At 73.7% G+C, this 26963-nt stretch carries 22 protein-coding genes; 9 read left to right on the top strand and 13 right to left on the bottom strand.

Translation table 11 applies throughout. The features are described from left to right. Positions 1–91 precede the first annotated feature (91 nt). The 6 genes from ACFWEG_RS18915 to ACFWEG_RS18890 all read right to left on the bottom strand — a co-directional run bounded on the left by ACFWEG_RS18915 (position 92) and on the right by ACFWEG_RS18890 (position 8358). Complete coding sequence (locus ACFWEG_RS18915; RefSeq protein WP_387216439.1) at positions 92–3922, bottom strand: multifunctional oxoglutarate decarboxylase/oxoglutarate dehydrogenase thiamine pyrophosphate-binding subunit/dihydrolipoyllysine-residue succinyltransferase subunit; 3831 nt, start codon at positions 3920–3922, stop codon at positions 92–94. A gap of 337 nt (positions 3923–4259) precedes the next feature. Beyond that, positions 4260–5372 (bottom strand): ATP-binding protein, encoded by a 1113-nt coding sequence (locus tag ACFWEG_RS18910; protein WP_387216437.1) that lies wholly within the window; start codon positions 5370–5372, stop codon positions 4260–4262. Next, on the bottom strand, positions 5369–6109 hold the full coding sequence (locus tag ACFWEG_RS18905) for a response regulator transcription factor (protein ID WP_387216436.1): 741 nt from the start codon (positions 6107–6109) through the stop codon (positions 5369–5371). Before ACFWEG_RS18905 ends, ACFWEG_RS18910 begins: the two co-directional genes overlap by 4 nt. Positions 6110–6219: 110 nt before the next feature. Then, the gene (locus ACFWEG_RS18900) at positions 6220–6897 is read right to left on the bottom strand and encodes a spermidine synthase (protein WP_387216434.1); all 678 of its coding nucleotides are present in this window, start codon (positions 6895–6897) and stop codon (positions 6220–6222) included. A 277-nt stretch (positions 6898–7174) separates the two neighbouring features. Next, entirely contained in the window at positions 7175–7717 is a 543-nt protein-coding gene (locus ACFWEG_RS18895) for a chloramphenicol phosphotransferase CPT family protein (RefSeq protein ID WP_387216432.1), read from the bottom strand. After that, a complete protein-coding gene (locus ACFWEG_RS18890; protein ID WP_387216430.1) occupies positions 7714–8358 on the bottom strand; it encodes a GNAT family N-acetyltransferase in 645 nt (214 codons plus the stop codon). The genes ACFWEG_RS18895 and ACFWEG_RS18890 overlap by 4 nt, the downstream gene beginning before the upstream one ends. A 143-nt stretch (positions 8359–8501) precedes the next feature. Here ACFWEG_RS18890 and lon point away from each other — a divergent pair, with 143 nt between their 5' ends. Together lon and ACFWEG_RS18880 are read left to right on the top strand one after the other, a co-directional pair. Continuing rightward, positions 8502–10901 (top strand): endopeptidase La, encoded by a 2400-nt coding sequence (gene lon / locus ACFWEG_RS18885; RefSeq protein ID WP_387216428.1) that lies wholly within the window; start codon positions 8502–8504, stop codon positions 10899–10901. A 74-nt stretch (positions 10902–10975) separates the two neighbouring features. Next, the gene (locus ACFWEG_RS18880; protein ID WP_387216426.1) at positions 10976–11428 is read left to right on the top strand and encodes a MarR family winged helix-turn-helix transcriptional regulator; all 453 of its coding nucleotides are present in this window, start codon (positions 10976–10978) and stop codon (positions 11426–11428) included. A 26-nt stretch (positions 11429–11454) separates the two neighbouring features. On the opposite strand, the gene ACFWEG_RS18875 is transcribed toward ACFWEG_RS18880, so the two are convergent. Continuing rightward, a complete protein-coding gene (locus ACFWEG_RS18875) occupies positions 11455–12282 on the bottom strand; it encodes a hypothetical protein (RefSeq protein WP_387216424.1) in 828 nt (275 codons plus the stop codon). 358 nt (positions 12283–12640) lie between these two features. Between ACFWEG_RS18875 and ACFWEG_RS18870 the strand changes: the two genes are divergently transcribed. The 5 genes from ACFWEG_RS18870 to ACFWEG_RS18850 all read left to right on the top strand — a co-directional run bounded on the left by ACFWEG_RS18870 (position 12641) and on the right by ACFWEG_RS18850 (position 18378). Further along, a complete protein-coding gene (locus tag ACFWEG_RS18870; RefSeq protein WP_387216422.1) occupies positions 12641–15553 on the top strand; it encodes a nitrate- and nitrite sensing domain-containing protein in 2913 nt (970 codons plus the stop codon). An 83-nt stretch (positions 15554–15636) separates the two neighbouring features. Further along, positions 15637–16074, top strand: coding sequence for a roadblock/LC7 domain-containing protein (locus ACFWEG_RS18865; RefSeq protein WP_387216445.1), 438 nt, complete (start codon positions 15637–15639; stop codon positions 16072–16074). Further along, on the top strand, positions 16071–16481 hold the full coding sequence (locus ACFWEG_RS18860; protein ID WP_387216420.1) for a DUF742 domain-containing protein: 411 nt from the start codon (positions 16071–16073) through the stop codon (positions 16479–16481). Before ACFWEG_RS18865 ends, ACFWEG_RS18860 begins: the two co-directional genes overlap by 4 nt. Positions 16482–16518: 37 nt before the next feature. Next, positions 16519–17100 carry an ATP/GTP-binding protein gene (locus ACFWEG_RS18855; protein WP_387216443.1) on the top strand — a complete coding sequence of 194 codons (582 nt, stop codon included), beginning with the start codon at positions 16519–16521 and terminating at the stop codon, positions 17098–17100. Between the two features lie 24 nt (positions 17101–17124). Beyond that, the gene (locus ACFWEG_RS18850; RefSeq protein WP_387216418.1) at positions 17125–18378 is read left to right on the top strand and encodes a styrene monooxygenase/indole monooxygenase family protein; all 1254 of its coding nucleotides are present in this window, start codon (positions 17125–17127) and stop codon (positions 18376–18378) included. Between the two features lie 94 nt (positions 18379–18472). Here the strand turns inward: ACFWEG_RS18850 and ACFWEG_RS18845 are convergent, their stop codons facing one another. The 3 genes from ACFWEG_RS18845 to ACFWEG_RS18835 are packed head-to-tail and all read right to left on the bottom strand — an operon-like array spanning position 18473 to position 20536. Continuing rightward, positions 18473–18739, bottom strand: coding sequence for a hypothetical protein (locus tag ACFWEG_RS18845; RefSeq protein ID WP_387216416.1), 267 nt, complete (start codon positions 18737–18739; stop codon positions 18473–18475). Positions 18740–18770: 31 nt separating this feature from the next. Further along, complete coding sequence (locus ACFWEG_RS18840) at positions 18771–19529, bottom strand: TetR/AcrR family transcriptional regulator (RefSeq protein WP_387216414.1); 759 nt, start codon at positions 19527–19529, stop codon at positions 18771–18773. 59 nt (positions 19530–19588) lie between these two features. Continuing rightward, a complete protein-coding gene (locus ACFWEG_RS18835) occupies positions 19589–20536 on the bottom strand; it encodes a diiron oxygenase (protein WP_387216412.1) in 948 nt (315 codons plus the stop codon). A 239-nt stretch (positions 20537–20775) separates the two neighbouring features. On the opposite strand from ACFWEG_RS18835, the gene ACFWEG_RS18830 reads away from it, so the two are divergent. After that, the gene (locus tag ACFWEG_RS18830) at positions 20776–21882 is read left to right on the top strand and encodes a ferritin-like domain-containing protein (protein WP_387216410.1); all 1107 of its coding nucleotides are present in this window, start codon (positions 20776–20778) and stop codon (positions 21880–21882) included. Between the two features lie 393 nt (positions 21883–22275). Here the strand turns inward: ACFWEG_RS18830 and ACFWEG_RS18825 are convergent, their stop codons facing one another. The 3 genes from ACFWEG_RS18825 to ACFWEG_RS18815 form a co-directional block, all read right to left on the bottom strand. Next, on the bottom strand, positions 22276–23739 hold the full coding sequence (locus tag ACFWEG_RS18825) for a penicillin-binding transpeptidase domain-containing protein (protein ID WP_387216408.1): 1464 nt from the start codon (positions 23737–23739) through the stop codon (positions 22276–22278). Then, positions 23736–25205: an FtsW/RodA/SpoVE family cell cycle protein gene (locus tag ACFWEG_RS18820; protein WP_387216406.1), complete on the bottom strand. Its 1470-nt coding sequence runs from the start codon at positions 25203–25205 to the stop codon at positions 23736–23738. The genes ACFWEG_RS18825 and ACFWEG_RS18820 overlap by 4 nt, the downstream gene beginning before the upstream one ends. A 291-nt stretch (positions 25206–25496) precedes the next feature. After that, positions 25497–25793 carry a zinc-ribbon domain-containing protein gene (locus tag ACFWEG_RS18815; protein ID WP_387216404.1) on the bottom strand — a complete coding sequence of 99 codons (297 nt, stop codon included), beginning with the start codon at positions 25791–25793 and terminating at the stop codon, positions 25497–25499. A gap of 170 nt (positions 25794–25963) precedes the next feature. Between ACFWEG_RS18815 and ACFWEG_RS18810 the strand changes: the two genes are divergently transcribed. Next, positions 25964–26911 carry an NERD domain-containing protein gene (locus ACFWEG_RS18810; protein WP_387216441.1) on the top strand — a complete coding sequence of 316 codons (948 nt, stop codon included), beginning with the start codon at positions 25964–25966 and terminating at the stop codon, positions 26909–26911. Positions 26912–26963: the final 52 nt, after the last annotated feature.

Below are 26963 nucleotides of genomic sequence, written 5' to 3'. Positions count from 1 at the left end.
CCCTTATGGTTTGCCGCGGATCGACCGGGCCGCGCCGGGCGTACTGCCTGGGTGCCGGCCCTCCGGATCCGCGTCTGCTAGCCGCAGGCGATCACGCGTCGAAGACCTCGTTCACGAGCTGCACCTGCTCCGCCTGGTGCCGCTTCGCCGAGCCGACGGCCGGCGACGAGCTGCGCGGGCGCGAGATCCGCCGCAGCCGCTCGCCGTGCGGGATGTCCGCGCCGACGGCCAGGTCGAGGTGGTCGATCAGGTTCAGCGCGATGAACGGCCACGCACCCTGGTTCGCCGGCTCCTCCTGCGCCCAGAGGAACTTCTCCGCGTTCGGGTACTTCGCGATCTCCTCCTGGACCTCCTTGCCCGGCAGCGGGTACAGCCGCTCCAGGCGGATGATCGCGGTGTCGGTCAGGCCCCGCTTCTGCCGCTCGGCCTCCAGGTCGTAGTAGACCTTGCCCGCGCACAGCACCACCTTGCGGACCGCCGAGGGCTCCACCGTCACGTCGCCGATCACCGGGCGGAACCCGCCGGAGGTGAACTCGGACGTCTTCGACGCCGCCGCCTTCAGACGCAGCATCGACTTCGGGGTGAAGACGACCAGCGGCTTGTGGTGCGGGTTGTGGACCTGCCAGCGCAGCAGGTGGAAGTAGTTCGACGGCAGCGTCGGCATGGCGACCGTCATGTTGTCCTGCGCGCACATCTGGAGGAACCGCTCGGGACGCGCGGACGAGTGGTCCGGGCCCTGGCCCTCGTAGCCGTGCGGGAGGAGCAGGGTGACACCGGAGTGCTGGCCCCACTTCTGCTCGGCCGCGGAGATGTACTCGTCGATGACGGTCTGCGCGCCGTTGACGAAGTCGCCGAACTGCGCCTCCCACATCACCAGCGCCTCGGGGCGGGCGAGCGAGTAGCCGTACTCGAAGCCCATCACCGCGTACTCGGAGAGCAGCGAGTCGTAGACGTTGTAACGCGCCTGGTCGTCGGACAGGTACAGCAGCGGGGTGTAGTCCTCGCCGGTCTCCCGGTCGATGAGGACGCCGTGCCGCTGGCCGAACGTGCCGCGCCGGGAGTCCTGGCCGGAGAGCCGGACCGGGGTGCCCTCCAGGAGCAGCGAGCCGATGGCGAGGGTCTCGCCCATGCCCCAGTCGATCGTGTCGTCCTCGATCATCGCCGCGCGCCGCTGGAGCTGCGGGAGCAGCCGCGGGTGGACGGTGACCCGGTCGGGGATGTTGACCTGGGACTCGGCGATCCGCTTGACGACCTCCTGGGAGATCGCGGTCTCGACGGCGACCGGGAACTGCGCCTCGGGCTGCGGCACGTACGCGTCGCCCGGGTGCGAGACGGCCTCGCGGACCTCCGCGAAGACCTTCTCCAGCTGGCCCTGGAAGTCCTGCAGCGCCTGCTCGGCCTCTTCCAGGGTGATGTCGCCGCGACCGATGAGGGACTCGGTGTACAGCTTGCGCACCGAGCGCTTCTTGTCGATCAGGTCGTACATCAGCGGCTGCGTGAACGCCGGGTTGTCGGACTCGTTGTGCCCGCGGCGGCGGTAGCAGATCAGGTCGATGACGACGTCCTTGTTGAACGCCTGCCGGAACTCGAAGGCGAGCCGCGCGACCCGCACGACGGCCTCCGGGTCGTCGCCGTTCACGTGGAAGATCGGCGCCTCGATCATGCGGGCCACGTCGGTGGCGTACATGGACGAGCGCGACGACTCCGGCGCGGCGGTGAAGCCGACCTGGTTGTTGATGACGATGTGGACGGTGCCGCCGGTGCGGTAGCCGCGCAGCTGCGACATGTTCAGCGTCTCGGCGACGACGCCCTGGCCCGCGAAGGCCGCGTCGCCGTGCAGGGCGACGGGCAGGACGGTGAAGTCCGTGCCGCCCTTGTTGATGATGTCCTGCTTGGCGCGGGTGATGCCCTCGATGACCGGGTCGACCGTCTCCAGGTGGGACGGGTTCGCCGCGAGCGAGACCTTGATCTGCTCGCCGTCGAGGCCGGTGAAGGTGCCCTCGGCGCCCAGGTGGTACTTCACGTCGCCGGAGCCGTGCATCGACTTCGGGTCGAGGTTGCCCTCGAACTCGCGGAAGATCTGCGCGTAGGACTTGCCGACGATGTTGGCGAGGACGTTGAGACGGCCGCGGTGGGCCATGCCGATGACGACCTCGTCCAGGCGGGACTCCGCCGCGCTGTCGATGACCGCGTCGAGCAGCGGGATGACGGACTCGCCGCCCTCCAGGGAGAACCGCTTCTGGCCGACGTACTTCGTCTGCAGGAAGGTCTCGAAGGCCTCCGCCGCGTTCAGCCGGCGCAGGATGCGCAGCTGCTCCTCGCGCTCCGGCTTGGTGTGCGGGCGCTCGATGCGGTCCTGCAGCCAGCGGCGCTGCTTCGGGTCCTGGATGTGCATGAACTCGACGCCGGTGGTGCGGCAGTACGTGTCCCGCAGCACGCCGAGGACGTCGCGCAGCTTCATCATCGACTTGCCGGCGAAGCCGCCGACGGCGAACTCGCGCTCCAGGTCCCAGAGCGTGAGGCCGTGCTCGGTGATGTCGAGGTCGGGGTGCTTGCGCTGGCGGTACTCCAGCGGGTCGGTGTCGGCCATGACGTGGCCGCGGACCCGGTAGGAGTGGATCAGCTCGAAGACGCGGGCGGCCTTGGTGACGTCGTCGTCGTGGCTGGCGTCGATGTCCTTGAACCAACGGACCGGCTCGTACGGGATCCGCAGCGCCTCGAAGATCTCGTCGTAGAAGCCGTCCTCGCCCAGGAGGAGGTTGGCGACCGTGCGCAGGAACTCGCCGGAGGCGGCGCCCTGGATCACGCGGTGGTCGTACGTCGAGGTCAGGGTCATCACCTTGGAGATGCCCAGCTTGTTCAGGGTGTCCTGCGACGTGCCCTGGAACTCGGCCGGGTAGTCCATCGAGCCGACGCCCATGATGACCGACTGGCCGGGCATCAGGCGCGGCACGGAGTGGACGGTGCCGAGGCCGCCGGGGTTGGTCAGCGAGACCGTGACGCCGGTGAAGTCGTCCATGCCGAGCTTGCCGATGCGGGCCCGGCGGACGATGTCCTCGTAGGCCTGCCAGAACTCGAAGAAGTTGAGCGTCTCGGCCTTCTTGATGCCGGCGACGACGAGCTGGCGGTCGCCGTTCGGCTTCACCAGGTCGATCGCGAGCCCGAAGTTGACGTGCTCGGGCTTGACCAGGGTGGGCTTGCCGTCCTTCTCCTGGAAGGAGTAGTTCATCGACGGCATGGCCTTGATGGCCTGCACCATCGCGTACCCGATGAGGTGGGTGAAGGAGACCTTCCCGCCCCGGGCGCGCTTGAGGTGGTTGTTGATGACGATGCGGTTGTCGAACAGCAGCTTCACCGGGACGGCGCGGACGGACGTGGCCGTCGGCACCTCCAGCGAGGCGTTCATGTTCTTCGCCACGGCGGCGGACGGGCCGCGCAGGGTGAGGAACTCCGGCCCGGCGGGGGCCTCCTCGGCGGACTTCTGCGCGGGCTTCGCCTGGGCCTTCGGCTGCGCGGCGGGCTGCTGCTTCGCGGCCGGCTGCGGCTCCGCCTTCGGCGCGGCCTCGGCGGCCGGCTTCTGCGGCGCGGGCTGCGGGGCCTTCTGCTCCGGGGCGGCCGCGGGCTTCGCCTGCGCCGGGGGCGCGGCGGGCGCGGTCTGCGCGGGGGCGGCCTGCTGCGCCACGGGCGCGGCGGCCGGCTCGGCGGCGGCCGGGGCCTCCGGCTGGGCCTCACCGCCGGAACCCGGCTTGTAGTCGGCGAAGAAGTCCCACCAGGCTCGGTCGACCGAGTTCGGGTCCTGGAGGTACTGCTGGTAGATCTCGTCGACGAGCCACTCGTTGGATCCGAACGCGTCGGCAGGGCTCTTGGCCTGCTCGGCTCGGTCGGTCGAGATGCTCGAGTTACTGGGGGACTGTGGCGACACGGCGGCAACCGCCCTCTTCCGCTTCACAAGGTGATGGACAGCGGGAATAAAGGCTACGCCCCTTCCGGCGGGAGGTGCAGACCGGGCGGGTCAGAGGTCGCGTAAGTCACACCTGAGGGAGCGTTTCGGCGCGCGCGGAGTCGGGAAACAAGCGGGGTTGCGCGTCTCCCGGGCAGGGTTGAGCCCGGTGGGGCACGGGTCGTCCGTACCTTTGGCCGACGCGTCACCGGAACGTGCAGCTCCGCGTGATGTGGATCTTGTCACCCCGCCCGGAACCCTACGCCAACCCGCCCGACGGGCACCCGCGCCGCCGCGGTGCGCGGGCGGGCCGCCGGCGTCAGGCCGTCCCGCGTTCCTCCCGGCCTGGGAGGGAGACCTGGATGCGGCAGCCGCGGGGGGACTCCGCCACCCCGATCCGGCCGCCGTGCAGGTCGACGGCCCAGCGGGCGATGGCGAGGCCGAGGCCGGTGCCGCCGTCGCTGCCCGGGGCGGTCTTGCCGGGGCGCTCACCGCGGTTGAACCGCTCGAAGACGCGGTGCCACTCCGACTTCGGGATGCCCGGGCCCTCGTCCAGCACCTCCAGGTCCAGCGACTCCGGGCCCTCGCCGCGCCGGGCCCGTACGGTGACCCGGCCGTAGGGCGGGCTGTGCTTGACCGCGTTGTCGATGAGGTTCGCCACCACCTGGTGCAGGCGCTCGGGGTCGGCGTGGGCCGTCAGCTCGGGGGGCACGACGTCGAGGTGCAGATGGACGTCGCCGCGGGTGTGCGAGCCGGAGCCCGAGGCCATGCCCCGGCGCTGCGCGGTGACCAGCGTGGCCTCCTTCAGCACCCCCGACAGGTACGGCCACACCTCGAACCGCCCGGCCCGCAGCGGCACCGTCCCGGAGTCCACCCGGGACAGGTCGAGCAGCGTCTCCACGAGCCGGCCGAGCCGCTCGGTCTGCTTCAGCGCCGTCCGCATGGTCTCCGGGTCGGCCGCCGAGACGCCGTCCACGACGTTCTCCAGGACGGCCCGCAGTGCGGCGATCGGGGTGCGCAGCTCGTGCGAGACGTTCGCCACCAGCTCCTTGCGGTTCTGGTCGACGGCCTCCAGGTCGTCCGCCATCCGGTTGATCGTGTCGGCGAGGTCGCCGAGCTCGTCCCGCCGGTCCGCGCCGACCACCCGGCGGGTGTAGTCGCCGTGCGAGATCGCCGCCGCGACGACGTTCATCTCGTCGAGCGGCGCGGTCAGCGAGCGGGCCACGAACTGGGTGACCAGGAGCGTCGCGATCATCGCGAGGACGGTGACGTACCGCAGCTCGGTGTGGGTGCGCACGGCGACCAGGACGAGCCCGGTGGTGACCAGGACGGCGAGCGCGACGAGCGCGCCGAGCTTGGTGTGTATCGAGAGCAGGACGCGGCGCTCCCGCTTCTCGCGCCGCCCGCATCCCGGTCCGCGCCGTCCCGTCACGGCGCCGGCGTCTCCAGCGCGTAGCCGACCCCGTGGACCGTGCGGATCCGCTCGGCGCCGATCTTCCGGCGCAGCGCCTTGATGTGGCTGTCGACGGTCCGGGTGCCCGACGCGTCCGCCCAGTCCCACACCTCCGCGAGCAGCTGCTCGCGGGAGAGGACCGCGCGGGGGGTGTTCGCCAGGCAGACCAGCAGGTCGAACTCGGTCGGCGTCAGGTGCACGTCGTCGCCGCGGACGCGGACCCGGCGCTGGGCGTGGTCCAGCTCCAGCTCGCCGAGGCGCAGGATGCCGCTGCGGGGGGTGGTCGCGGCGAGAGCGGCGCGCTCGACCCGGCGCAGCAGCACGTGCACCCGGGCGGCCAGCTCGCGCATCGAGAACGGCTTGGTCATGTAGTCGTCCGCGCCGACGCCGAGCCCGACGAGCATGTCCGTCTCGTCGTCACGGGCGGTGAGCATCAGGACCGGCACGGGGCGCTGCGCCTGGACTCGTCTGCAGACCTCCAGGCCGTCGAACCCCGGCAGCATGATGTCGAGGATCAGCAGGTCGGGCTGCCAGGCCTGCGCGGTCTCGACGGCGGCGGGGCCGTCGGTCGCGGTCTGGACGAGGAAGCCCTCGGACCGCAGTCGGGCGGCGATGGCGTCGACGATCGTGGTGTCGTCCTCGACGACCAGGACCCGCCGCTGGGCGCCGGGGGTCGCCGCCGCGTTTCCGTTCTGGCTGGTGTGTGTCTGGTCCATCGCCCGCCCCTGCGTCCGCGTCCGTGCGCCTGCATTCCGTACTCCGGCGGGCCCTCGCATGGAAGATCCCGCGCGTCCGTCAGAGCGTACGGGCAGTAACCTGCCCCCGGCTACGCCGGGTGAACCCCGAGGTGGACGACGTCCGGGACGCCTCGGGCAACGGGGATCTCTTCGGTCCGCACCGCCGTGAACCCGGCATTCCGCAGGGCGTCCTCGAACGCGGGGGAGGGCTGTGCGGACCAGACGGCCAGGACCCCGCCGGGGCGCAGGCGCCGGCGGCACGCGGTGAGCCCCTCCTGCGCGTACAGGGGGTCGTTGTCCTCGTCGACGGTCCAGTCGGGGCCGTTGTCGATGTCCAGGCAGAGGGCGTCGTAGGTGTCCTCGGACTCGTGCACGTGGCGGACGAGGTCCGTGTGCAGGATCACGGTCCTGGGGTCGCCGAGGGCGGGTCCGGAGATGGCGGCGAGGGGGCCCCGGCGGTGCCAGTCGATGATCGCCTGCTCGCGTTCGACGACGGTGATGCGCGACCAGGCGGGGTCCGCGGCGGCGTGGGCGAGGGAGAAGCCGACGCCGAGTCCGCCGATGAGGAGGCGCGGGCGTTCGGTTGCGACGGCGTCGCGGGCGATGTCGATCAGCAGCCGTTCCGAGCGGCCGTCGGAGGTGTCCATGAGGAACGTGCCGTTCGCGATGATCTCGTAGTGCGTGCGGTCGTTCGGACCCTCCGCGGGGCGCCTCCGCAGCACGACTTCCCCGTACGGCCCGTCCCGCCGATCAACCGTCTCCGCCATGCGGGCCACCCTAGTAGCGCACCCGCCCTTAGGGGCTCCGCCCGGTTGTTCCCCACCCCGCCCCTTCCCGAACCCCTCACGCCGGGCGGCCTCAATCGCCGGCCGGGCTGAAGATTTCGGGCCTCTGCCCGTCGACAAGGCTGAGGATTACGGGGCACCTGGCTGTGGGCAATCGTGCCGCAGGGCGGCACGGGTGGGCACAGCGCAACGTGGCCAGCGCAGCGACGGCACCCCGCGCCATCGTCGCCCCCCCGCCCCGGAGGGGCGATGCGTCGGCTCAGGCGCGCTGGGCCCTCAGGCGTTCGAAGGCCGTGGGGCGCGGGCGCCGGGAGAGCCCGTCGGCGATGCGGCGGGCGCAGGCGGCCGGGGAGGTGGCGGTGGTGTCGACCGTGAGGTCGTAGAGCCCGTGGGCGTGGACGACGGGGAACTGGGCCGCCGCGATACCCGACTCGCGGTCGCCGCGCGCGGCCTCGCGTCGGACGACCTCGTCCAGGGAGCAGCGGACGCCGACGAAGAAGACGTCCGCGGCCGGCAGCACGTCGAGGCAGTCGGACAGCCGCCAGGGCTCACTGAGGACGTGGTCGACGACGACCGCGTTGCCCGCCGCGGCCATCCCCGCGACCGCCCGGTGGAACCCGGCCCGCATCCGCCGCAGGGGGGCGGCGAGTTCGTCGAGGGTCGCGTCGTCCGGCCACCGTGCCATGCGGAGGAAGTCGTCGACGGCGAGGCGGAAGACGGGGGCGGGAAGGTGCCCGGCGAGCTCCGCGGCGATGCTGGACTTGCCGGAGCTGGAGGTTCCGTTGAGGAGGACGAGGGTCACGCGGCGGACTCCGGGGCGTGGTGGAGGCTCGCCATGGGGGAGAGGGTGCGCCAGCCGAGGGCGGTGTAGAGGGCCTGCCCGTCGGAGGTGCCGACGAGGACGCCGGTGCGCGCGCCGGCGGAGGCCGCGGCGGTCTGGAGCGTGCGCATGACGACGCTGCCGAGGCCGCGCCGGCGGTGCGCGGGCGAGGTCTCGATCTGGTCGGCGACGGCGACGGCGCCGTTCACGGCGATCTGGCCGCGCGCGGCGAAGTGGTCGCCGTCGGCCGTGCGGACGAGGGCGCGGGTGACGCCGACGCGGGTCCAGGTGGTGAGCCGGTAGCCGGCCGGGACCGCGGGGGCGGCCTCGGCGAGGGGGACCGTCATGAGGAAGCCCGGCTCGTCGAAGTGCCACCCGGGCCCGAGCCAGGGCCGCACCACCGCGTCCTCCGCGAACAGCTTCAGCCACACCCCGGACGCCCGCGTGTCCGCGACGAGCTTCCGTACGGTCGCCTCGTCGGGGTCCGGCACGACGTGCCGGAAGACGTGCTTCGGCTGACCGACGTCGACGGTCCACCCCCAGGGCGCGGCCACGGGGTCGGCGGCCCCCCGGGAAATGATCCAGCCGCCGATCCAGTTCTCCACTGCGGTACGCGTGTCCATGGCGTAATGGTCTCAAGCCCCCTGAGGCTCTTACAAGAGGGGAGCCTGATCGCTCACAGCGAACACGCGGCCTGGGCGGGAACACTCCGGCGCTCCGAAGCATTGAGTCGGCATAGCTCAACTTGAGTGCCGAAGGAGAGATCATGGCTTCGACGTCCGCAACGCTCACCCTGCCCGTGCTGCCGCTCGACGACGAGGTCGTGCTGCCCGGCATGGTCGTACCGCTCGACCTGTCGGACGCCGATGTCCGCGCCGCCGTGGAGGCCGCGCAGGCCGCCGCCCGCGGCGGGGAGGGCAAGCCGAAGGTGCTGCTCGTGCCGCGGATCGACGGGACGTACGCCGGGATCGGCGTGCTCGGCACCGTCGAGCAGGTCGGCCGGCTGTCCGACGGCGACCCCGGCGCGCTGATCAAGGGCCGCGGCCGGGTGCGCATCGGCGCGGGGACGACCGGGCCCGGCGCGGCGCTGTGGGTGGAGGGCACGTCGGTCGACGAGACCGCGCCCGACCCCCTCCCCGGCGCCGTCGCCGAACTCGTGAAGGAGTACAAGGCGCTCGCCACCAGCTGGCTGCGCAAGCGCGGCGCCTGGCAGGTCGTCGACCGCGTCCAGCAGATCGACGGCGTCGGCGCGCTCGCCGACAACAGCGGCTACTCGCCGTTCCTGTCCACCGCCCAGAAGGTGGAGCTCCTGGAGACCACCGACCCCGTCGCCCGGCTGCGACTCGCCGTGAGGCAGCTCAGCGAGCACCTCGCCGAGCAGGACGTGGCGGAGTCCATCGCCAAGGACGTCCAGGACGGCGTCGACAAGCAGCAGCGCGAGTTCCTGCTCCGCCGCCAGCTGGACGCGGTCCGCAAGGAGCTCTCCGAGCTGAACGGCGACTCCGAGGACGAGTCCGGCGACTACCGGGCCCGCGTCGAGGCCGCCGACCTCCCCGAGAAGGTCCGCGAGGCCGCGCTCAAGGAGGTCGAGAAGCTGGAGCGGGCGAGCGACCAGTCGCCCGAGGGCTCCTGGATCCGCACCTGGCTGGACACCGTCCTCGAACTGCCCTGGAACGAGCAGACGGACGACGTCTACGACATCCGGGGCGCGCGCGAGGTCCTCGACGCGGAGCACGCCGGCCTGGACGACGTGAAGGACCGGATCACCGAGTACCTGGCCGTGCGCAAGCGGCGCGCGGACCGCGGGCTCGGGGTCGTCGGCGGGCGGCGCGGCGGGGCCGTGCTCGCGCTGGTGGGCCCGCCCGGGGTCGGCAAGACGAGCCTGGGGGAGTCCGTCGCGCACGCGATGGGCCGGAAGTTCGTCCGGGTCGCCCTCGGCGGCGTGCGGGACGAGGCCGAGATCCGCGGCCACCGGCGCACCTACGTCGGCGCGCTGCCCGGGCGGATCGTGCGGGCGATCAAGGAGGCCGGGTCGATGAACCCGGTCGTGCTCCTGGACGAGATCGACAAGGTCGGCTCGGACTTCCGGGGCGACCCCGCCGCCGCGCTGCTCGAAGTGCTCGACCCGGCGCAGAACCACACCTTCCGCGACCACTACCTGGAGGTCGAACTCGACCTCAGCGACGTGGTCTTCCTCGCCACCGCCAACGTTTTGGAGGCCATCCCCGAGGCCCTGCTCGACCGCATGGAGCTGGTCCGGCTCGACGGCTACACCGAGGACGAGAAGGTCGTCATCGCCCGCGACCACCTGCTGCCCCGGCAGCTGGAGCGGGCCGGCCTGGAGCCCTCGGAGGTCGTCCTCGACGAGAGCGCGCTGCGGAAGCTGGCGGGGGAGTACACCCGCGAGGCGGGCGTGCGGAACCTGGAGCGGTCCGTCGCGCGGCTGCTGCGGAAGGTCGCGGCCCAGCACGAGCTGGGCGAGCGCGAACTGCCGTACACCGTCACCGACGGCGAGCTGCGCGGACTGATCGGGCGGCCGCACCACGTGCCGGAGTCCGCCCAGGACCCGGCCGAGCGGCGCACGGCCGTCCCGGGCGTGGCCACCGGCCTCGCGGTCACCGGCGCGGGCGGCGACGTCCTGTACGTCGAGGCCTCGCTCGCCGACCCGGAGACGGGGGCCGCCGGGCTCACGCTCACCGGCCAGCTCGGCGACGTGATGAAGGAGTCCGCGCAGATCGCGCTCAGCTTCCTGCGCTCACACGGCGCGGAGCTGGAGCTGCCGGTCGGCGACCTGAAGGACCGCGGGGCGCACATCCACTTCCCCGCGGGGGCCGTCCCCAAGGACGGTCCGAGCGCCGGCGTCACCATGACGACCGCGCTCGCCTCCCTGCTCAGCGGCCGGCTGGTCCGCACCGACGTCGCCATGACCGGCGAGGTCTCCCTCACCGGGCGGGTGCTGCCGATCGGCGGCGTGAAGCAGAAGCTGCTCGCCGCGCACCGGGCGGGGGTCACCACGGTGATCATCCCGAAGCGGAACGAGGCGGACCTCGACGACGTGCCGGCGGAGATCCTGGCGGGTCTGGAGGTCCACCCCGTCACCGACGTGCGGCAGGTCCTGGAGATCGCCCTCGCGCCGGCGGAGGTGGCGCTGCCCGCCGCTGCGTAAGTGCAGGTGGGTGAGGGGTCGCTGCGGGAGAATGCGCTCTCGCAGCGACCCTCTCACGAACGGAGCGACCCCCCATGGCGACAGGAACGGGCGACGCGGACGGGCCCGGCCCCGAGGTCCTCGCCCTCGAACGGGAACTCACCGTCCTGCTCCGCCGCGCCCGCGCGTCCTCCGCGGAGCTCGCGCGCGAGGTGCACCCGGAGTTGGACTCGGCGGCGTACGGGCTGCTGGCCCGGCTCGACGACGCGGGGCCGCAGCGGGCCACCGACCTCGCCGCCTACATCGGCGTCGGCAAGGCGACCATGAGCCGGCAGCTGCGCGCCCTGCTCGACCTCGGCCTCGTCGCGCGCGAGCCGGACCCCGCGGACGGCCGGGCGTCCCTCCTGCGCCTCACCGAGGCGGGCCGCACCCGCTTCGGCGCGGTCCGCACCGCGCGGCGCGCCCGCTACGTCCACCGCATGGCGGGCTGGCCGGCCTCGGACGTGGCCGAACTGGCCCGGCTGCTGCACCGCCTGAACGCGGAGTGAGGCGGGGCCGACCGGGCGGGGCCCCGTCAGAGGTCCGCGAGGACGACGGCCGCGTCGTCGTGGCGTTTGCCCGTGAGCCCCGCGGGGGCGCCGCGTTCCAGCTCGCGGACCGTGTCGATGAAGGACTGCGGGCCCTGCTTGCGGACGAGGGCGAACGCGTCGGCCCAGGTGCCGCGGCCGAAGACGTCGACCCAGCGCCCCGCCCCGTCGGTGAGGGCGACGAGGGCCGAGACGTCGGCCCGGGGGTGCCACCCGTGGACGGCGCGCGCGGCGACGCCCGGATCGGCCGCCGCGGTGTGGAACCCGCCCTCGACGTTCCGCCGCGCCTCCACCGCCGCGACATACGCCCGCACCGCCGCCGCCCGTTCCGGCGACCCCGCGGGCAACTCCCGCACACCGCCCCGCAGCTCCTGCGTCACACCGGACAGCCGCACGTCGAGGACCGGCTCCACCGCACCGCCCGCCCCCTCCACCAGCAGCACCGAGTCCGAGAGCACCAGGTACTCCACGCGGACCGCGTCCCACCGCGCCATCACCACCGTCGCCTGCGGCGTCCGCACGTGAGAAAGATCACAGGTCGCCCGATGCGCCTCGGCGGTCCGCGCGATGCCCGCCCCCAGCACCTCCGGCAGCGTCAGATCCCCCCGCGAACCGGACAGTTCGGCCAGCGCCCCGCCGAGTCGCGCCGTGAACCACGGCACGGAGTGCGCGCAGCCCGTCGGACCCGCCGGCGGGGTCACCCCGTCGAGGAGCACCAGCGTCCCGCCGAGCCCCGAGGCAGGCAGGGCCACGGATGCCCAGTCCTCGTTGGGGCGTTCGGGGTCTCCGGGGTCCGTCGCGAGTTCGATGCGCATGGCGATCAGTCTGCCGGACGCCCCGCGGACGCCGGGCCGACGGCGGCGGTCGGTCCGTACCAGCAGGTCAGCGCGCTGCATTTGGTCGGAATCGCCCGCTCCGTGATCCACGCGGGCGGGCATCCTGCCAAAGCGGCGGGACGGCGTCCAACCGGCCTCCCGCACCCGCCCGTCCCGCCCGGCGCGCGGAGTTGTACGTCAACTCAGGACTGTTGTTCACTCGTTCGGGTGGCCGGTCGGTCGATGTCCGCCTCCCCTGCATGGCCGCTGAAAAGGTCGGGAACCAGGGGCATCCACGGACCAGCGGGCGCGTGCTGACCGTTCGTCACCCGGGCACACACGGTCGGACGAGTCAGGAATGCGAGCACCGGTGCAGATGAAGCGGTCTCGGGGCGGCGGAAACGCGACGGCCTCCACCACGGGCGCCGGCGGGTCCGGCACCCCCACCCCGGTCCGGCAGGGCAAGAAGGTCAGGGTCCGCCGGCGGCTCGTCGTCGCCGTGGCCGTCGTCGCGGTCGCCCTCGCCGGCGCCGCCGCCCCGGCCCTGCTCGCCTCCTCGGCCCGCCTCCACGACTCGCAGGAGCTCGTGACGTTCGCCGAGCTCAACGAGCAGGCGGTCACCCTCGCTCACTCGCTGGCCGACGAGCGCGACGACGTCACCGCGTACATCGCCGCCGGCCGGCCCGACGGCGGCGAGGCCGCCGGGACCGAGCGGCGCAGCGCCCGCGTGGACCGGCAGATCAAGGAGATCCGCGCCACCGCGCCCGACGAGCTGCGCTCCGAGCTGGACCGGATCGCCGACGCCCGCCGGGCGGCGCTCTCCGCCGAGAGCACCGCCCTGGAGGCGCACACCGCGTACGACGAGGCCGCCGCCGGCCTCCGCGCGCTCGCCGTCGACCTCGCCGAGCGCACCCCGCCCCGCGCCGAGCGCGGCGCGCACGCGGCCGCCGAGCTCGGCACCGCCGTCGAGCAGGCCGCCGCGACCCGCGGACTCCTCGTCGCCGCCCTCGCCGTCCCCCGCGACCCCGCCCCCGAGCCGGTCTACGACCCGGTCTCCGGCCTCATGGTCACCCCCGAGGACGACGGCGAGCCGACCGCGAACGACAAGGACCGCGCGAAGCTGAGCGCCGCCGCCCAGCTGGCCCGCGTCCGCGAGGACGCGGCGCTCGCCGACTTCCGGCAGGACGCCCCGGCCGCCGCCCGCGACCGCCTCGCCTCCACCGTCACCGGCCCCGACGTCACCGCCGCGAAGAAGTACCTGGCGCGCCTGACCGACGAGCCCGGGCTCTCCGCGGCCGACCTGGAGTCCGACCGGAAGAAGGTCGCCGACACGCTCTCCGCCCGCGTCGAGCAGATGCGCAGCGTCGAGTCCGCGCTCGCCGGCGCGCGCACCGCGAGCCTGGAGCGGCTGCGCGACGACGACGTCACCGCGCTCGAGATCGGCGTCGCGCTGGCCGGGATCTGCCTGCTCGTGGCCGTCGCTGCGGTCACCGGCGTGGCCCGCAGCCTCACCCGCCCGCTCGCCGTCCTGCGCCTGGGCTCCGCCCGGCTCGCCGAGGACGCGGCCCCGCTGCCCGAGCAGCCCGATCGCGCCCCCGGCGAGCCCGCCGCGGGCGAGGCCCCGGTGCCCGGCCAGGGCGAGCCGATCCGCTTCACCGGCCGCAACGACGAGTTCGCGCAGGTCGTCCGCAACGTCAACGCGCTGCACGCGCAGGTCGCCGTCCTCCACGAGCGGGCCTTCCGGCTCGACCGGGACCGCGCCCACCTCATCGGCCAGCGCGAGAGCCTCGCCGCGGAGCGCACGGCGCTGCGCGAGGAGCTCGCCGGGCTGCGCGCCCCGGCCGCGGCCCCCGAGGCCGGCGCGCACACCACCTTCGTCAGCCTCGCGCTGCGCACCCTCGGCCTGGTCGAGCGGCAGCTCGCCGTGATCGAGGGCCTGGAGGAGCGGGAGCACGACCCCGACCGGCTCTCGACGCTGTTCAAGCTCGACCACTTCGCGACGGTCATGCGCCGCCACAGCGAGAACCTGCTCGTCCTCGCGGGCGCCGAGCACGGGGTCCAGCACCCCGGGCCCGTCCCGCTCGTCGACGTGGTCCGGGCCTCGGTCAGCGAGATCGAGCGCTACGACCGGGTCCGCATCCTCTCGCTCCCGCCGCACACCCACCTCGCCGGCTTCGCGGCCGACGACCTGAGCCACCTGCTCGCCGAACTCCTGGAGAACGGCACCGCGTTCTCCCCGCCCGACGTGCACGTCGAGGTGTCCGGCTGGCTCATGGAGAGCGGCGAGGTCGTCCTGTCCGTGCAGGACGAGGGCATCGGCATGACCGGCGAGCGGCTCGACGAGCTCAACGCCCGCCTCGCCGACCCCGACCCGCAGCTCACGCCGCCCGCCACGGCGCCGGGCCCCCGGCCCGACGGCACCGCCGCCGAACCCCGGCTCGGTCTCGGCCTGTACGTGGTCACCCGGCTCGCCGCCCGCCTCGGCGTCCGCGTCCAGCTGCGGGCGCAGGAGCGGAACGGCATCGCCGCGGTCGTCGTCCTGCCGAAGAAGGTCCTGGCCGACGCCCCCGCGGGCGCGGTCGCCCCGCCGGCCGCGACGCCCCCGCCCTCCACCGCCGAGCGCGCGGTCACCCTCCCCGGCTCCGAGGCCGAGGCCAACTCCAACGCACTGCGGGGCCGTTCGGCGCCCGCGCCCGCCGCCGCGGCGTCCGACGGCCCGGACACGGCCGACGGCCCTGACGCAGCCGACGGCTCGGACGCGACCGACGGGGAGCCCGCCGCGCCGCCCGCCCCGGCGGACCCGCTCGTCGCCGCCGCCGAGCAGGCCGTGCGGCACGCGGAAGCGGCCGGGCCCGCCGAGGAGTCCGCCCCCGCCGCGCGGCCGGACACCGCCGTCCCCGCGCCCCGCTCCGGCGACGACTTCCCGCTCGCCGCCCCCGGCCCCATGCCGGGGCACGCGGGCGTGCCGGACGCCGGGCCGGACGCGCCGGCGGAGGACGCCGGGGCCACCGCCCCGGAGGACGGTCCGCGGCTCACCGACAAGGGGCTGCCCAAGCGGACCCCGAAGATCAGCGCCCCCGAGGCCGCTCCCGCCGCGCCGGGGGGCGCGGTCGACGCCGACGCGCTGCGGCGCCGGCTCGGCGGCTTCCGCCGGGGCTCCGAGGCCGGCCGGCGCGACGCGGCCGCCGAACGGACGGAGGACGGGCCCGACCACGCCGTACGGACCGAAGACGACTCGACGGGGGAGACAGCCGAGGAGGCCCGCAGTTGACCCTGCACGACCCGCAACACCCCCGCAAGACACCTCCGGACGCCGAGAGGGCCGCCCCCGCGGCGAGCCCCGAGGCCCGCAACCTGCACTGGCTGCTGACCAACCTGGTCGACGACGTGCCCGGCCTCCGCTCGGTCGCCGTCGTCTCGTCCGACGGGCTGCTGCTGCTCTCCTCCGACCCCGGCCTCGCGAAGCTCCGCTCCACCGACGGCGGCGGCGCGGGCCCCAAGGGCTCCAGCGCGGACCTGGCCACCGTCGTCGCCGGCCTCGGCAGCCTGACCGTCGGCGCCGCCCGGCTGATCGACGGCGGCGGGGTCCGGCAGAGCATGGTCGCGATGGACGAAGGCAGCCTGTTCGTCATGTCCATCAGCGACGGCTCGCTGCTCGGCGTCCAGGCCGACGCGGACTGCGACATGAGCGTCGTCGCGTACCACATGGCGCTCTTCGTGGGCCGCGCCGGACACGTGCTGACGCCCGAACTCCGCAACGAGCTGCACCGTTCGAGGGAGAACGCCCGATGAGCGCGAGCCTGTCCGCCGCCCCGGCCAAGCTGCCCGTCCGCGGCGGGTCCCGCCGCCCCGCCCGGGTCCGGCCGTACTCGCTGACCGGCGGCCGGACCCGCTTCGGGCACGTGCTGCTGGTCGAGACGTTCGTCGCCGCGCTCGACGCGCCCGGGTCCCGCAGGGAGCTGGCGGGCGGCCCGGCCCGGGTGATGCCCGAGATGCTGGCCATCGTCGAGCTGTGCCGCCGGATGCGCACCGTCGCGGAGATCTCCGCGCTGCTGCGGATGCCGCTCGGAGTGGTCCGCGTGCTGCTCAGCGACCTCGCCGACCAGGGCCGCATCCGGGTGCACGGCACCGGACACGGCACCGGCCGCCCGGACCGCGCACTGCTCGAAAGGGTTCTCGGTGGACTTCGCCGCCTCTGACACCGCCTCTCGCTCCGCCTCCGGCACGGCGACCGCCGTGCTGCCCCCCGAGGTCCCCGGCGCGCCCGAACGCGCCCCCATCGCCGTCAAGGTGATCGTCGCGGGCGGCTTCGGCGTCGGCAAGACGACGTTCGTCGGCTCCGTCTCGGAGATCGTCCCGCTCCAGACCGAGGCCCTGATGACCGAGGCCTCCACGGAGACCGACGACCTGACGGCGACCCCCGCCAAGGCGACCACCACCGTCGCCATGGACTTCGGCCGGCTCACGCTCGACGACGACCTCGTCCTGTTCCTCTTCGGCACCCCCGGCCAGCAGCGCTTCTGGTTCATGTGGGACGACCTGGCGCGCGGCGCCGTCGGCGCGGTCGTCCTCGCCGACACCCGCCGGCTCGCCGACTGCTTCCCCGCCCTCGACTACTTCGAGAGCTGTGGGCTGCCCTACGTCGTCGCCGTCAACCACTTCGACGGCAGCGAGCGCTTCGAGCCCGACGACGTCCGCGAGGCGTTGACGATCCCGCCGCACGTCCCCGTCGTCGTCATGGACGCCCGGCACCGGATCACCGTCGTCGAGTCGCTGCTCTCCCTCGTCGCCCACGCGCTCGACCTCACCCCGGCCTGAGCCCGCTCCCTCCCAAGGAACCGCATGCGCAAGATACTCATCGTCGGAGCCGGCCAGTCCGGCCTCCAGCTCGCCCTCGGCCTCCAGTCGCGAGGCTACGAGGTCACCGTGATGTCCAACCGGACGGCGGACGAGATCCGCTCCGGGCGGGTGATGTCGACGCAGGTCATGTTCCACACCGCGCTGCAGCACGAGCGCGACCTGGGCATCGACTTCTGGGCCACGCAGGCCCCGCCCATCGAGGGCCTCGGCGTCTCGGTCGCCGGACCGCCCTCGGAGACCGGCGAGCCGCAGCGGGTCATCGACTGGCTCGGCCGGCTCGACGGCCACGCCCAGTCCGTCGACCAGCGGATCAAGATGGCCGGCTGGATGGAGACCTTCGCCCAGCGCGGCGGCCAGCTCGTCATCCACGGCGCGTCCGTCTCCGACCTGGACTACTTCTCCCGCACCTACGACCTGGTCCTCGTCGCCGCCGGCAAGGGCGAGCTGGTCCAGCTCTTCGGCCGCGACGCGAGCCGCTCCCCGTTCACCGCGCCGCAGCGCGCGCTCGCCGTCTCCTACGTGCACGGCCTCGCCCCGCGCCCCGAGCACCCCGAGCTCGACGCGGTCCGCTGCAACCTCGTGCCCGGCGTCGGCGAGCTGTTCGTCATGCCGACGCTCACCCTCTCCGGCCGGGCCGACATCCTGTTCTGGGAGGGCGTCCCCGGCGGTCCGCTCGACGCCTTCGCCGGCGTGAAGGACCCCGCCGCGCACCTCGCGCTCACCCTGGAGCTGATGGAGCGCTTCCTGCCCTGGGAGTACGCGCGGGCCACCAAGGTCGAGCTCACCGACGCCGGCGGCACCCTCGCCGGGCGGTACGCCCCCACCGTCCGCAACCCCGTCGGCGAGCTGCCCGGCGGCGGGCTCGTCCTCGGCGTCGCGGACGTCGTCGTCGCCAACGACCCGATCACCGGCCAGGGCTCCAACTCCGCGGCGAAGTGCGCGGCGGCCTACCTGGACGCGATCGTCGAGCACGGCGACGCCGCGTTCGACGAGGCGTGGATGCGGTCCACGTTCGACGCGTACTGGGGCACGGCGCAGCACGTCGTCAAGTGGACGAACGCTATGCTCGGCGTCCCGCCGGAGCACGTCCTGAACCTCATCGGCGCGGCGGGGGGCCTCCAGCCCGTCGCCGACCGGTTCGCGAACGGGTTCGATGACCCGGCCGACTTCGAGAACTTCTTCTACGAGCCGGAGAAGACGGGCGCGTACCTGGCGGAGGTCGGGGCGCGGGCCTGACGGTGCGGGCCTGGCGGTGCGGGCTTGGCGGTGCGGGCCTGACGGTGTGCGGGCCTGGCCCTGTGCGGGCCTGGCGGCGTGCGGCGGCGGTGGCTCAGGACGCCTGCGGACGGCTCCACGGCCACCGCCGCGGCGGCCGGCCCTCCGGCACGTACACGTACCGCCACCCCGTCGGCAGCCCGAGCCGGCGCGAGGGGCCCGCGGGCTCGCGCTCGTAGGCGTACACGGTCGGGGGCCCGCCGGCGTCGTCCGGGACGGGCACCTCGTACCAGCGCGGCGGGTTGCCGGTCGGGCCGGTGAGGACGGGCAGCACGCGGCCGTCCAGGGGGCCGCCGACGAAGGGGGTGTTCTCGCTGTTCACCCCGCCAGTGTCCCGCAGCGGCCCGGCCGCCTCACCCCAGGAGGTGCCCCGCCCCGCCGACCACCGGCAGCAGCCGCCGCAGCAGCGACCCCGCGGGGCCCTCGGCCGTCTCCAGCGCGAGCGCGGCCCGCACCACCCGCGCGGCGTCCGCGTCCCCGGCCGCCGTCGCCGTCACCATCGCCAGGAACTGGTCGAGCAGCCAGTCCCGCAGCGTGTCCCGGGACGGCGTCTTGCCCTCGTCGAGCCAGACCAGCGACGCCGACTCCACCGCCGTGATCCACATCCGCACGGTCGCCCGCAGCCGCACCCCCGGGTCCGCGCCGGTCCCCGCGAGGTGGACGAGGACCTGCTCGGCGGCCGTCCGCCGCACCTCGTCGATGATCGCCCCGGTCCGGGAGGTCGCCGCGACCCCGCCGCCCTTCAGCAGCGCGCTGAACCCGGTGTCGTGCTCGTCGACGAACGCCAGGTAGCGGTCGAGCGCCCGGCCGAGCCGCCAGGTCAGCGCCCCGGCGCGCGGCTCGGCGAAGCACTGCTCGAGCTCGTCGGCGGCCGACCGCAGGGCCGCCTCGTACAACTGCTGCTTGCCGCCGGGGAAGTAGCGGTAGACCAGCGGCCGCGAGACGCCTGCGGCCTCCGCCACGTCGTCGAACGACACCTCCTCCGGCGTCCGGTGCGCGAACAGGTGCAGCGCCGCGTCGAGCAGCTGCGCCCGCCGCTGCTCGACGCTGAGCCGCCGGTAGGCGCGGGCGGCCGGGGGAGCGGCGGACGCCTGTGCGGCCGGAGTCGTCATACCGGGCAGGGTACGGGGGAGCGCCGCCGGCCGTCCGGGCGCGGCGGCCCGGGCCCCGCTCAGGCCAGCAGCCCGGACGACTTCCACAGCCGCCGCCCGGCGCCGCGCAGGACGCCGATGTCGTCCAGGAAGTCGGTCAGTCTGCGCGACCCGTTCTGCATGACCTCCCTGCGGTGCCCGCTCGCCCTCACCTGCGCCAGCGCCTCGCGCCGGTCGAGGCCGACGTTCGTGTAGACGTCCGGGTTGACGAAGGCGACCGAGAACACCCGCGCCGCGTGCCCCGAACTGAGCCGGGTCAGCTCCCGCTCCCAGCGCGGCGCGGTCACCATCTGCCGCCGCAGCTCCTCCCGCGCGTACCGCACGTGCCGCGCCTCCTCCACGACGTGGATCCGCGTCACCCCGCGCACCAGCGGCTGCACGCGCTCGTCGGGGAACGTCAGGCGCTGCATCCAGTCGAGGATCTCCTCGCCGAGCAGCGTGCAGGCGAACGAACCGGGCGTCGTCGAGACGGACTTGAGGACCCGGGCGAGGTTGTGGTTCAGCTTCGAGACCGGGTACGCCGGGGCCTCGCCCTTCTCGATCATGCGGGCGAACATCATCGAGTGCCGGCACTCGTCGGCTATCTCGGTCAGCGCGTAGCGGACGTGGTTGCTGGTCACGGACTTGTCGTAGATGTGCCGGACGAGCAGCTGCATCAGGATGATCTCGAACCAGATGCCGAGCGAGGCCAGCGAGGCGGCCTCGTGCCGGGCCAGGTCCATCCGCTGCTCCTCCGGCATCCGCCGCCACAGCGGGGTGTCGTACAGCGAGACCAGCTCCGGGGGCCAGTACCACTTCCCCTCCTCCATCGGGGCGTCCCAGTCCAGCTCCCGGTCCGGGTCGAAGGAGTGGCGCGCGGACGCCTCCAGGAGCCGCGCGGCCACCTGCTCGCGGTCCTTGAGCGTTCCGAGCGCGTCCTTCAGGAGGCGGGCGTCGTCGCGGGGGTCGGTCTCCGGCACGGTCGTCATGGCCTGGGCCGCCTTACGTGTCGAGGGTGCGGGGATGGCTCCGGCCCGGGCTGCGGCCGGGGTTACCGGGGGTCACCCCCTTATGAGACTGCATGTCAGCAAGCCGGTCAATCCCCCGCGGCCGACTTCGCGCCGTCTTGTTGACGCCGCGTCTAGCACCGTGTGAGCCTCGGGTGAGCCTGCCAAGTACCCGCCCCCGCAGGGGATTCGGGCCCACCGGGACGATCTGGGAGCCGCGCGTGTCCACGAACGACCTCTACGTCACCGCACCCGCCGAGCCGATCTGGCAGATCCCCGCCACCGGCGCGGCCCGCTTCAGCTGGGACTACGACGCCCACCGCGACCGCCTCCTCGCCCTGTACCAGAAGGGCAAGGACAAGCAGTGGGACAGCAACACCCGCATCGACTGGAGCGCCGAGATCGACCCCCTCGACCCGCTCGGCACCCCCGACGAGGCGCTCAGCCTGTACGGGACCCCGTACTGGTCGAAGATGACCGAGCGCGACCGGGGCGAGCTGCGGCAGCACTACGCCTCCTGGCAGTTCAGCCAGTTCCTCCACGGCGAGCAGGGCGCGATGGTCTGCGCCGCGCGGATCGTCGAGTCCGTCCCCGACCTCGACGCGAAGTTCTACTCCGCCACCCAGACCATGGACGAGGCCCGCCACGCCGAGATCTACACGCGCTTCCTGCACGACAAGATCGGCATGGTCTACCCCGTCAACGACGACCTCCAGGCGCTCCTCGGCGACACCCTGCGCGACTCCCGCTGGGACATGCCCTACCTCGGCATGCAGGTCCTCATCGAGGGCCTCGCCCTCGCCGCGTTCGGCATGATCCGCGACACCACCACCCGGCCGCTCCCCAAGCAGATCCTCGCCTACGTCATGCAGGACGAGGCCCGGCACGTCGCCTTCGGCCGCATGGCCCTGCGCGACTACTACCGGCAGCTCTCCGACGCGGAGCTGCGCGAGCGCGAGGAGTTCGTCATCGAGGGCTGCTACCTCATGCGCGACCGGTTGCGCGGCGTCGAGGTCCTCGACAGCTTCGGCATCCCGCGCAAGGAGGCCGAGGCCCTCACCGAGCAGTCCGACTTCCTCCACCTCTTCCGCAAGCTCCTCTTCAGCCGCATCGTCCCCTGCGTCAAGGACATCGGCCTCTGGGGCGAACGCCTCCAGAAGGCCTACGTCCAGATGGGCGTCTTCGAACTCGGCGACTCCAACCTCGACCTCCTGATGACCCAGGACGAGGAGATCGCGGAGGCCCTCGACCGCGAACGCTTCGCCCGGGAGGAGGCGGAACGGGTGGCGGAGGTGACCGACGCGATCGCCCAGGGCGAGAGGCTCTAGACGCGGTGCCGCGGGGGCCCGACAACCTCAGCGGCGTCGGCGGGTGGGTTCGACAGCCTCAGCGGCGTCGGCGGGTGGGCTCGACAATGTCAGCCGTGTCGGCAGGCGGGCCCGAAAGCCTCAGCCTGGCCGGGCGGGCGGTGGCCCAAGAAATTCAGCCCGGCCGGCGTTTGAGGCCACCGGGCGGAGCCCGGTATCCGCGGCGGAGCCGCGAGCGGGGGGTTTGCGGGGCGGCACGCCCCCTCGCCCCCCGGAGGGCCACGCAGCGGAGCTGCTGATGGACGCTGCGGGAAGGGGTGGTCGGGGGGCGATCCAACGGGGCGAAGCCGGGTGCGGGGGTCCGGGGGCGCAGCCAACAGCAGGGTTCGGGCCGCGCCCGAAGGACCGACCCCCTCAGCGCGCGAGGACCGCGGACATCACCTCGCGCGCGATCGGCGCCGCGAGCCCCCCTCCACTGACCTCCGCCCGCGCCGCCCCGCTGTCCTCGATGACGACGGCGACCGCGACCTCGGGCGCCCCCGCCCCCTCCGACTGCGCCCAGGCGATGAACCAGGCGAACGGCGTGCCCTCGTTGTCCTCACCGTTCTGCGCCGTCCCCGTCTTGCCCCCGACCGTCACCCCCTCGATCGCCGCCGCCGACCCCGTCCCGTCGGTGACGACCGACTCCGTCATCGACTTGAGCGTCTGCGCGACCCCCGGCGACATCGCCGTCCGGTACGTCTCGTCCGCCGGCCGCCCCAGCACCGACCCGTCACTGCGCCGCGTCTCCTCCACCAGCCGCGGCCGCATGACCCGTCCGTCGTTGGCGACCGCCGCCGCCACCATCGCCATCTGCAACGGCGTCGCCGTCGTGTTGAACTGCCCGATCGACGACTGCGCGAGCTGCGGCCGGTTCATGTCCGTGTCGAAGTTGCTCCGCGCGACGCCCACCGGGACCGTCAGCCCGGCGTCGTCGAACCCGAACCCCTCCGCCGCCTTCACCATGTCCCCGAGACCCACCCGCACCCCGAGCCGCGCGAAGACCGTGTTGCACGACACCTGCAGCGCGTAACGCAGACTCGCGTCCTCGCACCGGCTGTCAGGGTTCTCGTTGCGCAGCACGCTGGTCGTGTCCGGCAGCACGTACGGGTCGGGCGAGTCGGTCGGCGCGTCGGCGTCCGTCACCACGCCCTCCGTCAGCGCCGCCGCCGCGGTCACCACCTTGAACGTCGACCCTGGCGGATACACCTGCCGCAGCGCCCGGTTCAGCATCGGCTGGTCGGGGTCGTCCATGAGCGCGTCCCAACTCGCCTGCGCCTCACGGTCGGTCCCCGCGAACGAGCCCGGGTCGTAGGACGGCGTCGACGCCAGCGCGAGCACCTTCCCCGTCGCGGGCTCGATCGCCGCGACCGCCCCCCGCGCCGAGCCGAGACCCCGGAACGCGGCCCGCTGCGCCGCCGCGTCGATCGTCGTGGCGACGTCGCCGCCCGGGTTCTGCGCGCGGGTGAGCTCGTTGCCGACCGGGAACGCGGACAGGTCGGGGTCGGTGCCCGCCAGCACGTCGTCCTCGACCGCCTCGAGGAGCGTCGTGCCGTACGTCTGCGACGCGTACCCGGTGACGGGCGCGTAGAGCGGGCCCTCGGTGTACGTCCGCTCCCACTGGTACCGCTCGCCGGTGTCCTCCGCGCCCGTCACGGGCCGGTCGCCGACCAGGATGTCGCCGCGCGGCTGGCTCCAGCGCAGGATGGTCTGCCGCTTGTTCGCGGGGTTGTCGGCCAGGGAGTCGGTCTGCAGGACCTGGATCCGGGACGCGTTGACCAGCAGCGCGACCAGGAGCAGCAGCAGGAACGCGGCGGCGCGCCGGATGTAGCGGATCACAGCTCTTCTCCCTCGCCGGTACGGCGGCGGGGCTCCCGGCCGGGCCCGTCCGGCCGTTGGGGTCCGCCCGGTGCGTCCGGCCCGTCCTCCGGCCGCCGCGCGAGCACCGCCGCGATCACGCCCGTCTCCACGTGCTCCGGCTCCGGCCGCCGCGCGGAGTCGCTGAGCCGGATGAGCAGCGCGATGATGATCCAGTTGGTGACCAGCGACGAACCGCCCTGCGCCAGGAACGGCATGGCCATGCCGGTCAACGGGATCAGGTCCATGACCCCGCCCGCGATCACGAACACCTGGATGCCGACGATCGAGGCGAGCCCGATCGCGAGCAGCCGCCCGAAGGGGTCGCGCAGGGCGAGCCCGGTGCGGTACCCGCGGGCGACGATCAGCGCGTAGAGCAGGAAGATCGCGGTCAGCCCGGTCAGGCCGAGCTCCTCCCCGGCGGTCGCCAGGATGAAGTCGGACTTCGCGGCGAACCCGATCAGGATCGAGTGCCCCTGCCCGAGGCCCGTCCCGAGCAGCTGGCCCGCCCCGAACGCGAACAGGGACTGCGCGAGCTGGCTCGCCCCCCGCCCCTCCTCGATCGAGGCGAACGGGTGCAGCCAGTCCTCGACCCGGCTCTGGATGTGCGGCTCCACCGAGGCGACGAGTGCCGCCCCGACCGCGGTGAGCAGCAGCCCGATCGCGATCCACGACGCGCGGCCGGTGGCGACGTAGAGCAGGATCACGAACAGGCTGAAGAAGAGCAGCGAGGTGCCGAGGTCGGTCTCCACCACCAGCACGCCCACGCTCAGCAGCCAGACGGCGAGGACCGGGGCGAACACCCGCATCGTCGGCAGCTGGAACCGCCAGATCCGCCGCCCGGTGTACGCCAGCGCGTTGCGGTTCGCGGCCAGGTACGCGGCGAAGAAGATCGCGAAGGCGATCTTCGCGAACTCGCCGGGCTGGAGGGACATCCCGCCGATCTGGATCCAGATCTTGGCGCCGTTCACCGCCGGGAAGAAGATCGGCAGGATCATGAACACGAGGGCGGCCGCGGCGAACAGGTACGCGTACCGCTGCAGCACCCGGTGGTCGCGGAGGAAGAAGACCACCGCGATGAACAGGGCGACCCCGATCGTCGACCAGACCAGCTGCGTCGGCGCGGCCTCCTCCGGCAGCGTCTCAAGGTCGAGCCGGTAGATCAGGACCAGGCCGATCCCGTTGAGCAGCACGGCGATCGGCAGCAGCAGCGGGTCGGCGTACGGGGCGCGCAGCCGGACCGCGAGGTGGGCGAGCAGGGCGAGGGCGCCGAGGCCGGCGCCGTAGCCGAACGCGTTGGACGGGACCTCGCCGTTCCTGCCGAGGCCGGCGCTCATGTAGCCGAGGACGGAGATGAGGACCGCGCCGACGATCAGGGCGAGCTCGACGCCGCGGCGCCGGGGCAGCCGGAGGCCTGGCGGAAGGGCGTCCTCGGTCGTTGCGGTCATGGCGGCACAGTAGCGATGAAGTGTCGCGAATGTCCGCTTATGTCACGGTGTTCCAGTGGTCGGCCCCCGTGCGGGTCCGGGGCGTCCGTCGGGGCGGGGTGCCGGGGCCTCCGGTCGCGCCGCTCGGAGCCCGGACATGACCGGCCATGCCGCACGGGATCCGGCTGCGCGCCGGGCGGCGCCCGCGCCGGTCGGGCCACGGTGCCGAGCGTTCGATCGCGGCGGAGTTCTACCGGGATCCGTCGCACGGGCCGGCGGTCGCGCGCTCCGTCGGCGACTTCCCGGCCCCCCTCAGTCCTGGTGCGACTGCCGCGGCGCGGGTGCGGGGGAGCCGGCCGCGCCGCCCCCGCCTATGCCCCCGGTGGCCAGCAGCCGCTCGGCCTCCGCCGCGTCGAGCTTGCGCTCCGCCCCGCAGAACGTGCACTGCGTGCGGTAGCGCGTGGAGACCGGGAAGAGCGGGACGAAGAACAGCGTGAACTTCGTGACCCGCTTGGTCAGCGGGTGCGCCGCCGGGTTGCCGCAGACGCCGCACAGCAGCGTCAGCATCGCCAGCGTGTGGAGGTACGCCTTGGTGCCGAAGATGATCACTTGAACCGCCCCTCGTCCGTCACGTTCCGTGACCTCGTACGACCGAGCATGCCACGCCCCACTGACAATCGTCTCCTGCCCTCCCAACTGCCTTTTCATGAGGCCGACTTATTGCCCTGCCGCCGCGACCCTGCTCCCATGGAGCTGAGGTGATGGTGATGGCCGGACCGATGACGGCACTGAGGGTGACCTCGGCGGGGCAGCGCGGGGACCGCCTGCAGGTCAGCCTGCCCGACGGGCGCGACGTCGCCTGGTACGACCGGGCGGCGGCCCGCGTCCTCGTGCTCAGCCGCCCCCATCAGGAGGCCGCGCTCCGCGCGCTCGCCCCGTTCCTCACCGGACCCGTCACCGTCGGCCCGCCGCCCGTGCCCACCGCGGCGGACCTGGCCCGCCTGACCCTCCACCCGGACGACGACCTCGCCCCCAACCGCCCCGGCGAGGCCCTCCTCCACTCCCTCGACCGCTACCCGCCCCGCCGCCGGGCCGACCCCCGCCGCGACGACCTCGCCGCGCAGACGGCCGTCGGCGCGGCCCTCGACGCCCTGGAACGCACCGGCCACCGCGCCCTCCACTCCATCCCCCTGCCACCCTCCCCACCGCGGCCGTGGCCGGGCCCCCCACCGCCACCGGCCACTCCGCCGTGGCTGAACTCCCCGCCACCGGCCACTCCGCCGAGGCCGTCCTCCCCGCCACCGGCCACTCCGCTGTTGTCGTCCTCCCCGCCGTCGGCCTCCCGTCCGCCGGAGTACGGCCCCACCCTCCACCACCTGCTCATCGGCCCCCGCGGCGTCCACGTCCTCCTCGCCGTCCGGGCCCGCGGCCGGCGCGTCCACCTCTCCGGCGACCACCTCGCCCTCGGCCGCCGCGCACCCGCCCCGGTCCTCCGCACCCTCCGCGCACAGGCCGCCCTCGCCTCGCGCACCCTCTCCTGCGACGCCCACCCCGTCCTCGTCCTGATCGCCCCCGCCGCCCTCCTCGGCGCCCCTTCCGACGACATCACCGTCCTCCCCGCGACCTCCCTCCCCGCCCTCCCCACCACCTCCACCCCCCTCAAACCCCCAGAAATCACCCACCTCCACACCCACGCCCGCAACCGCCGCACCTGGCTCACGGGTTGACCCCCACCCCGCCTCTGGCGCACACAAAGAACCCCGCCGCCAGCGCTTGCGC

It is taken from the genome of Streptomyces sp. NPDC060194 (assembly GCF_042728285.1).
Lineage (GTDB): Bacteria > Actinomycetota > Actinomycetes > Streptomycetales > Streptomycetaceae > Streptomyces.
The sequence above is the reverse complement of the archived record's forward strand: the minus strand, read 5'-3'. Positions and strand labels throughout refer to the sequence as shown.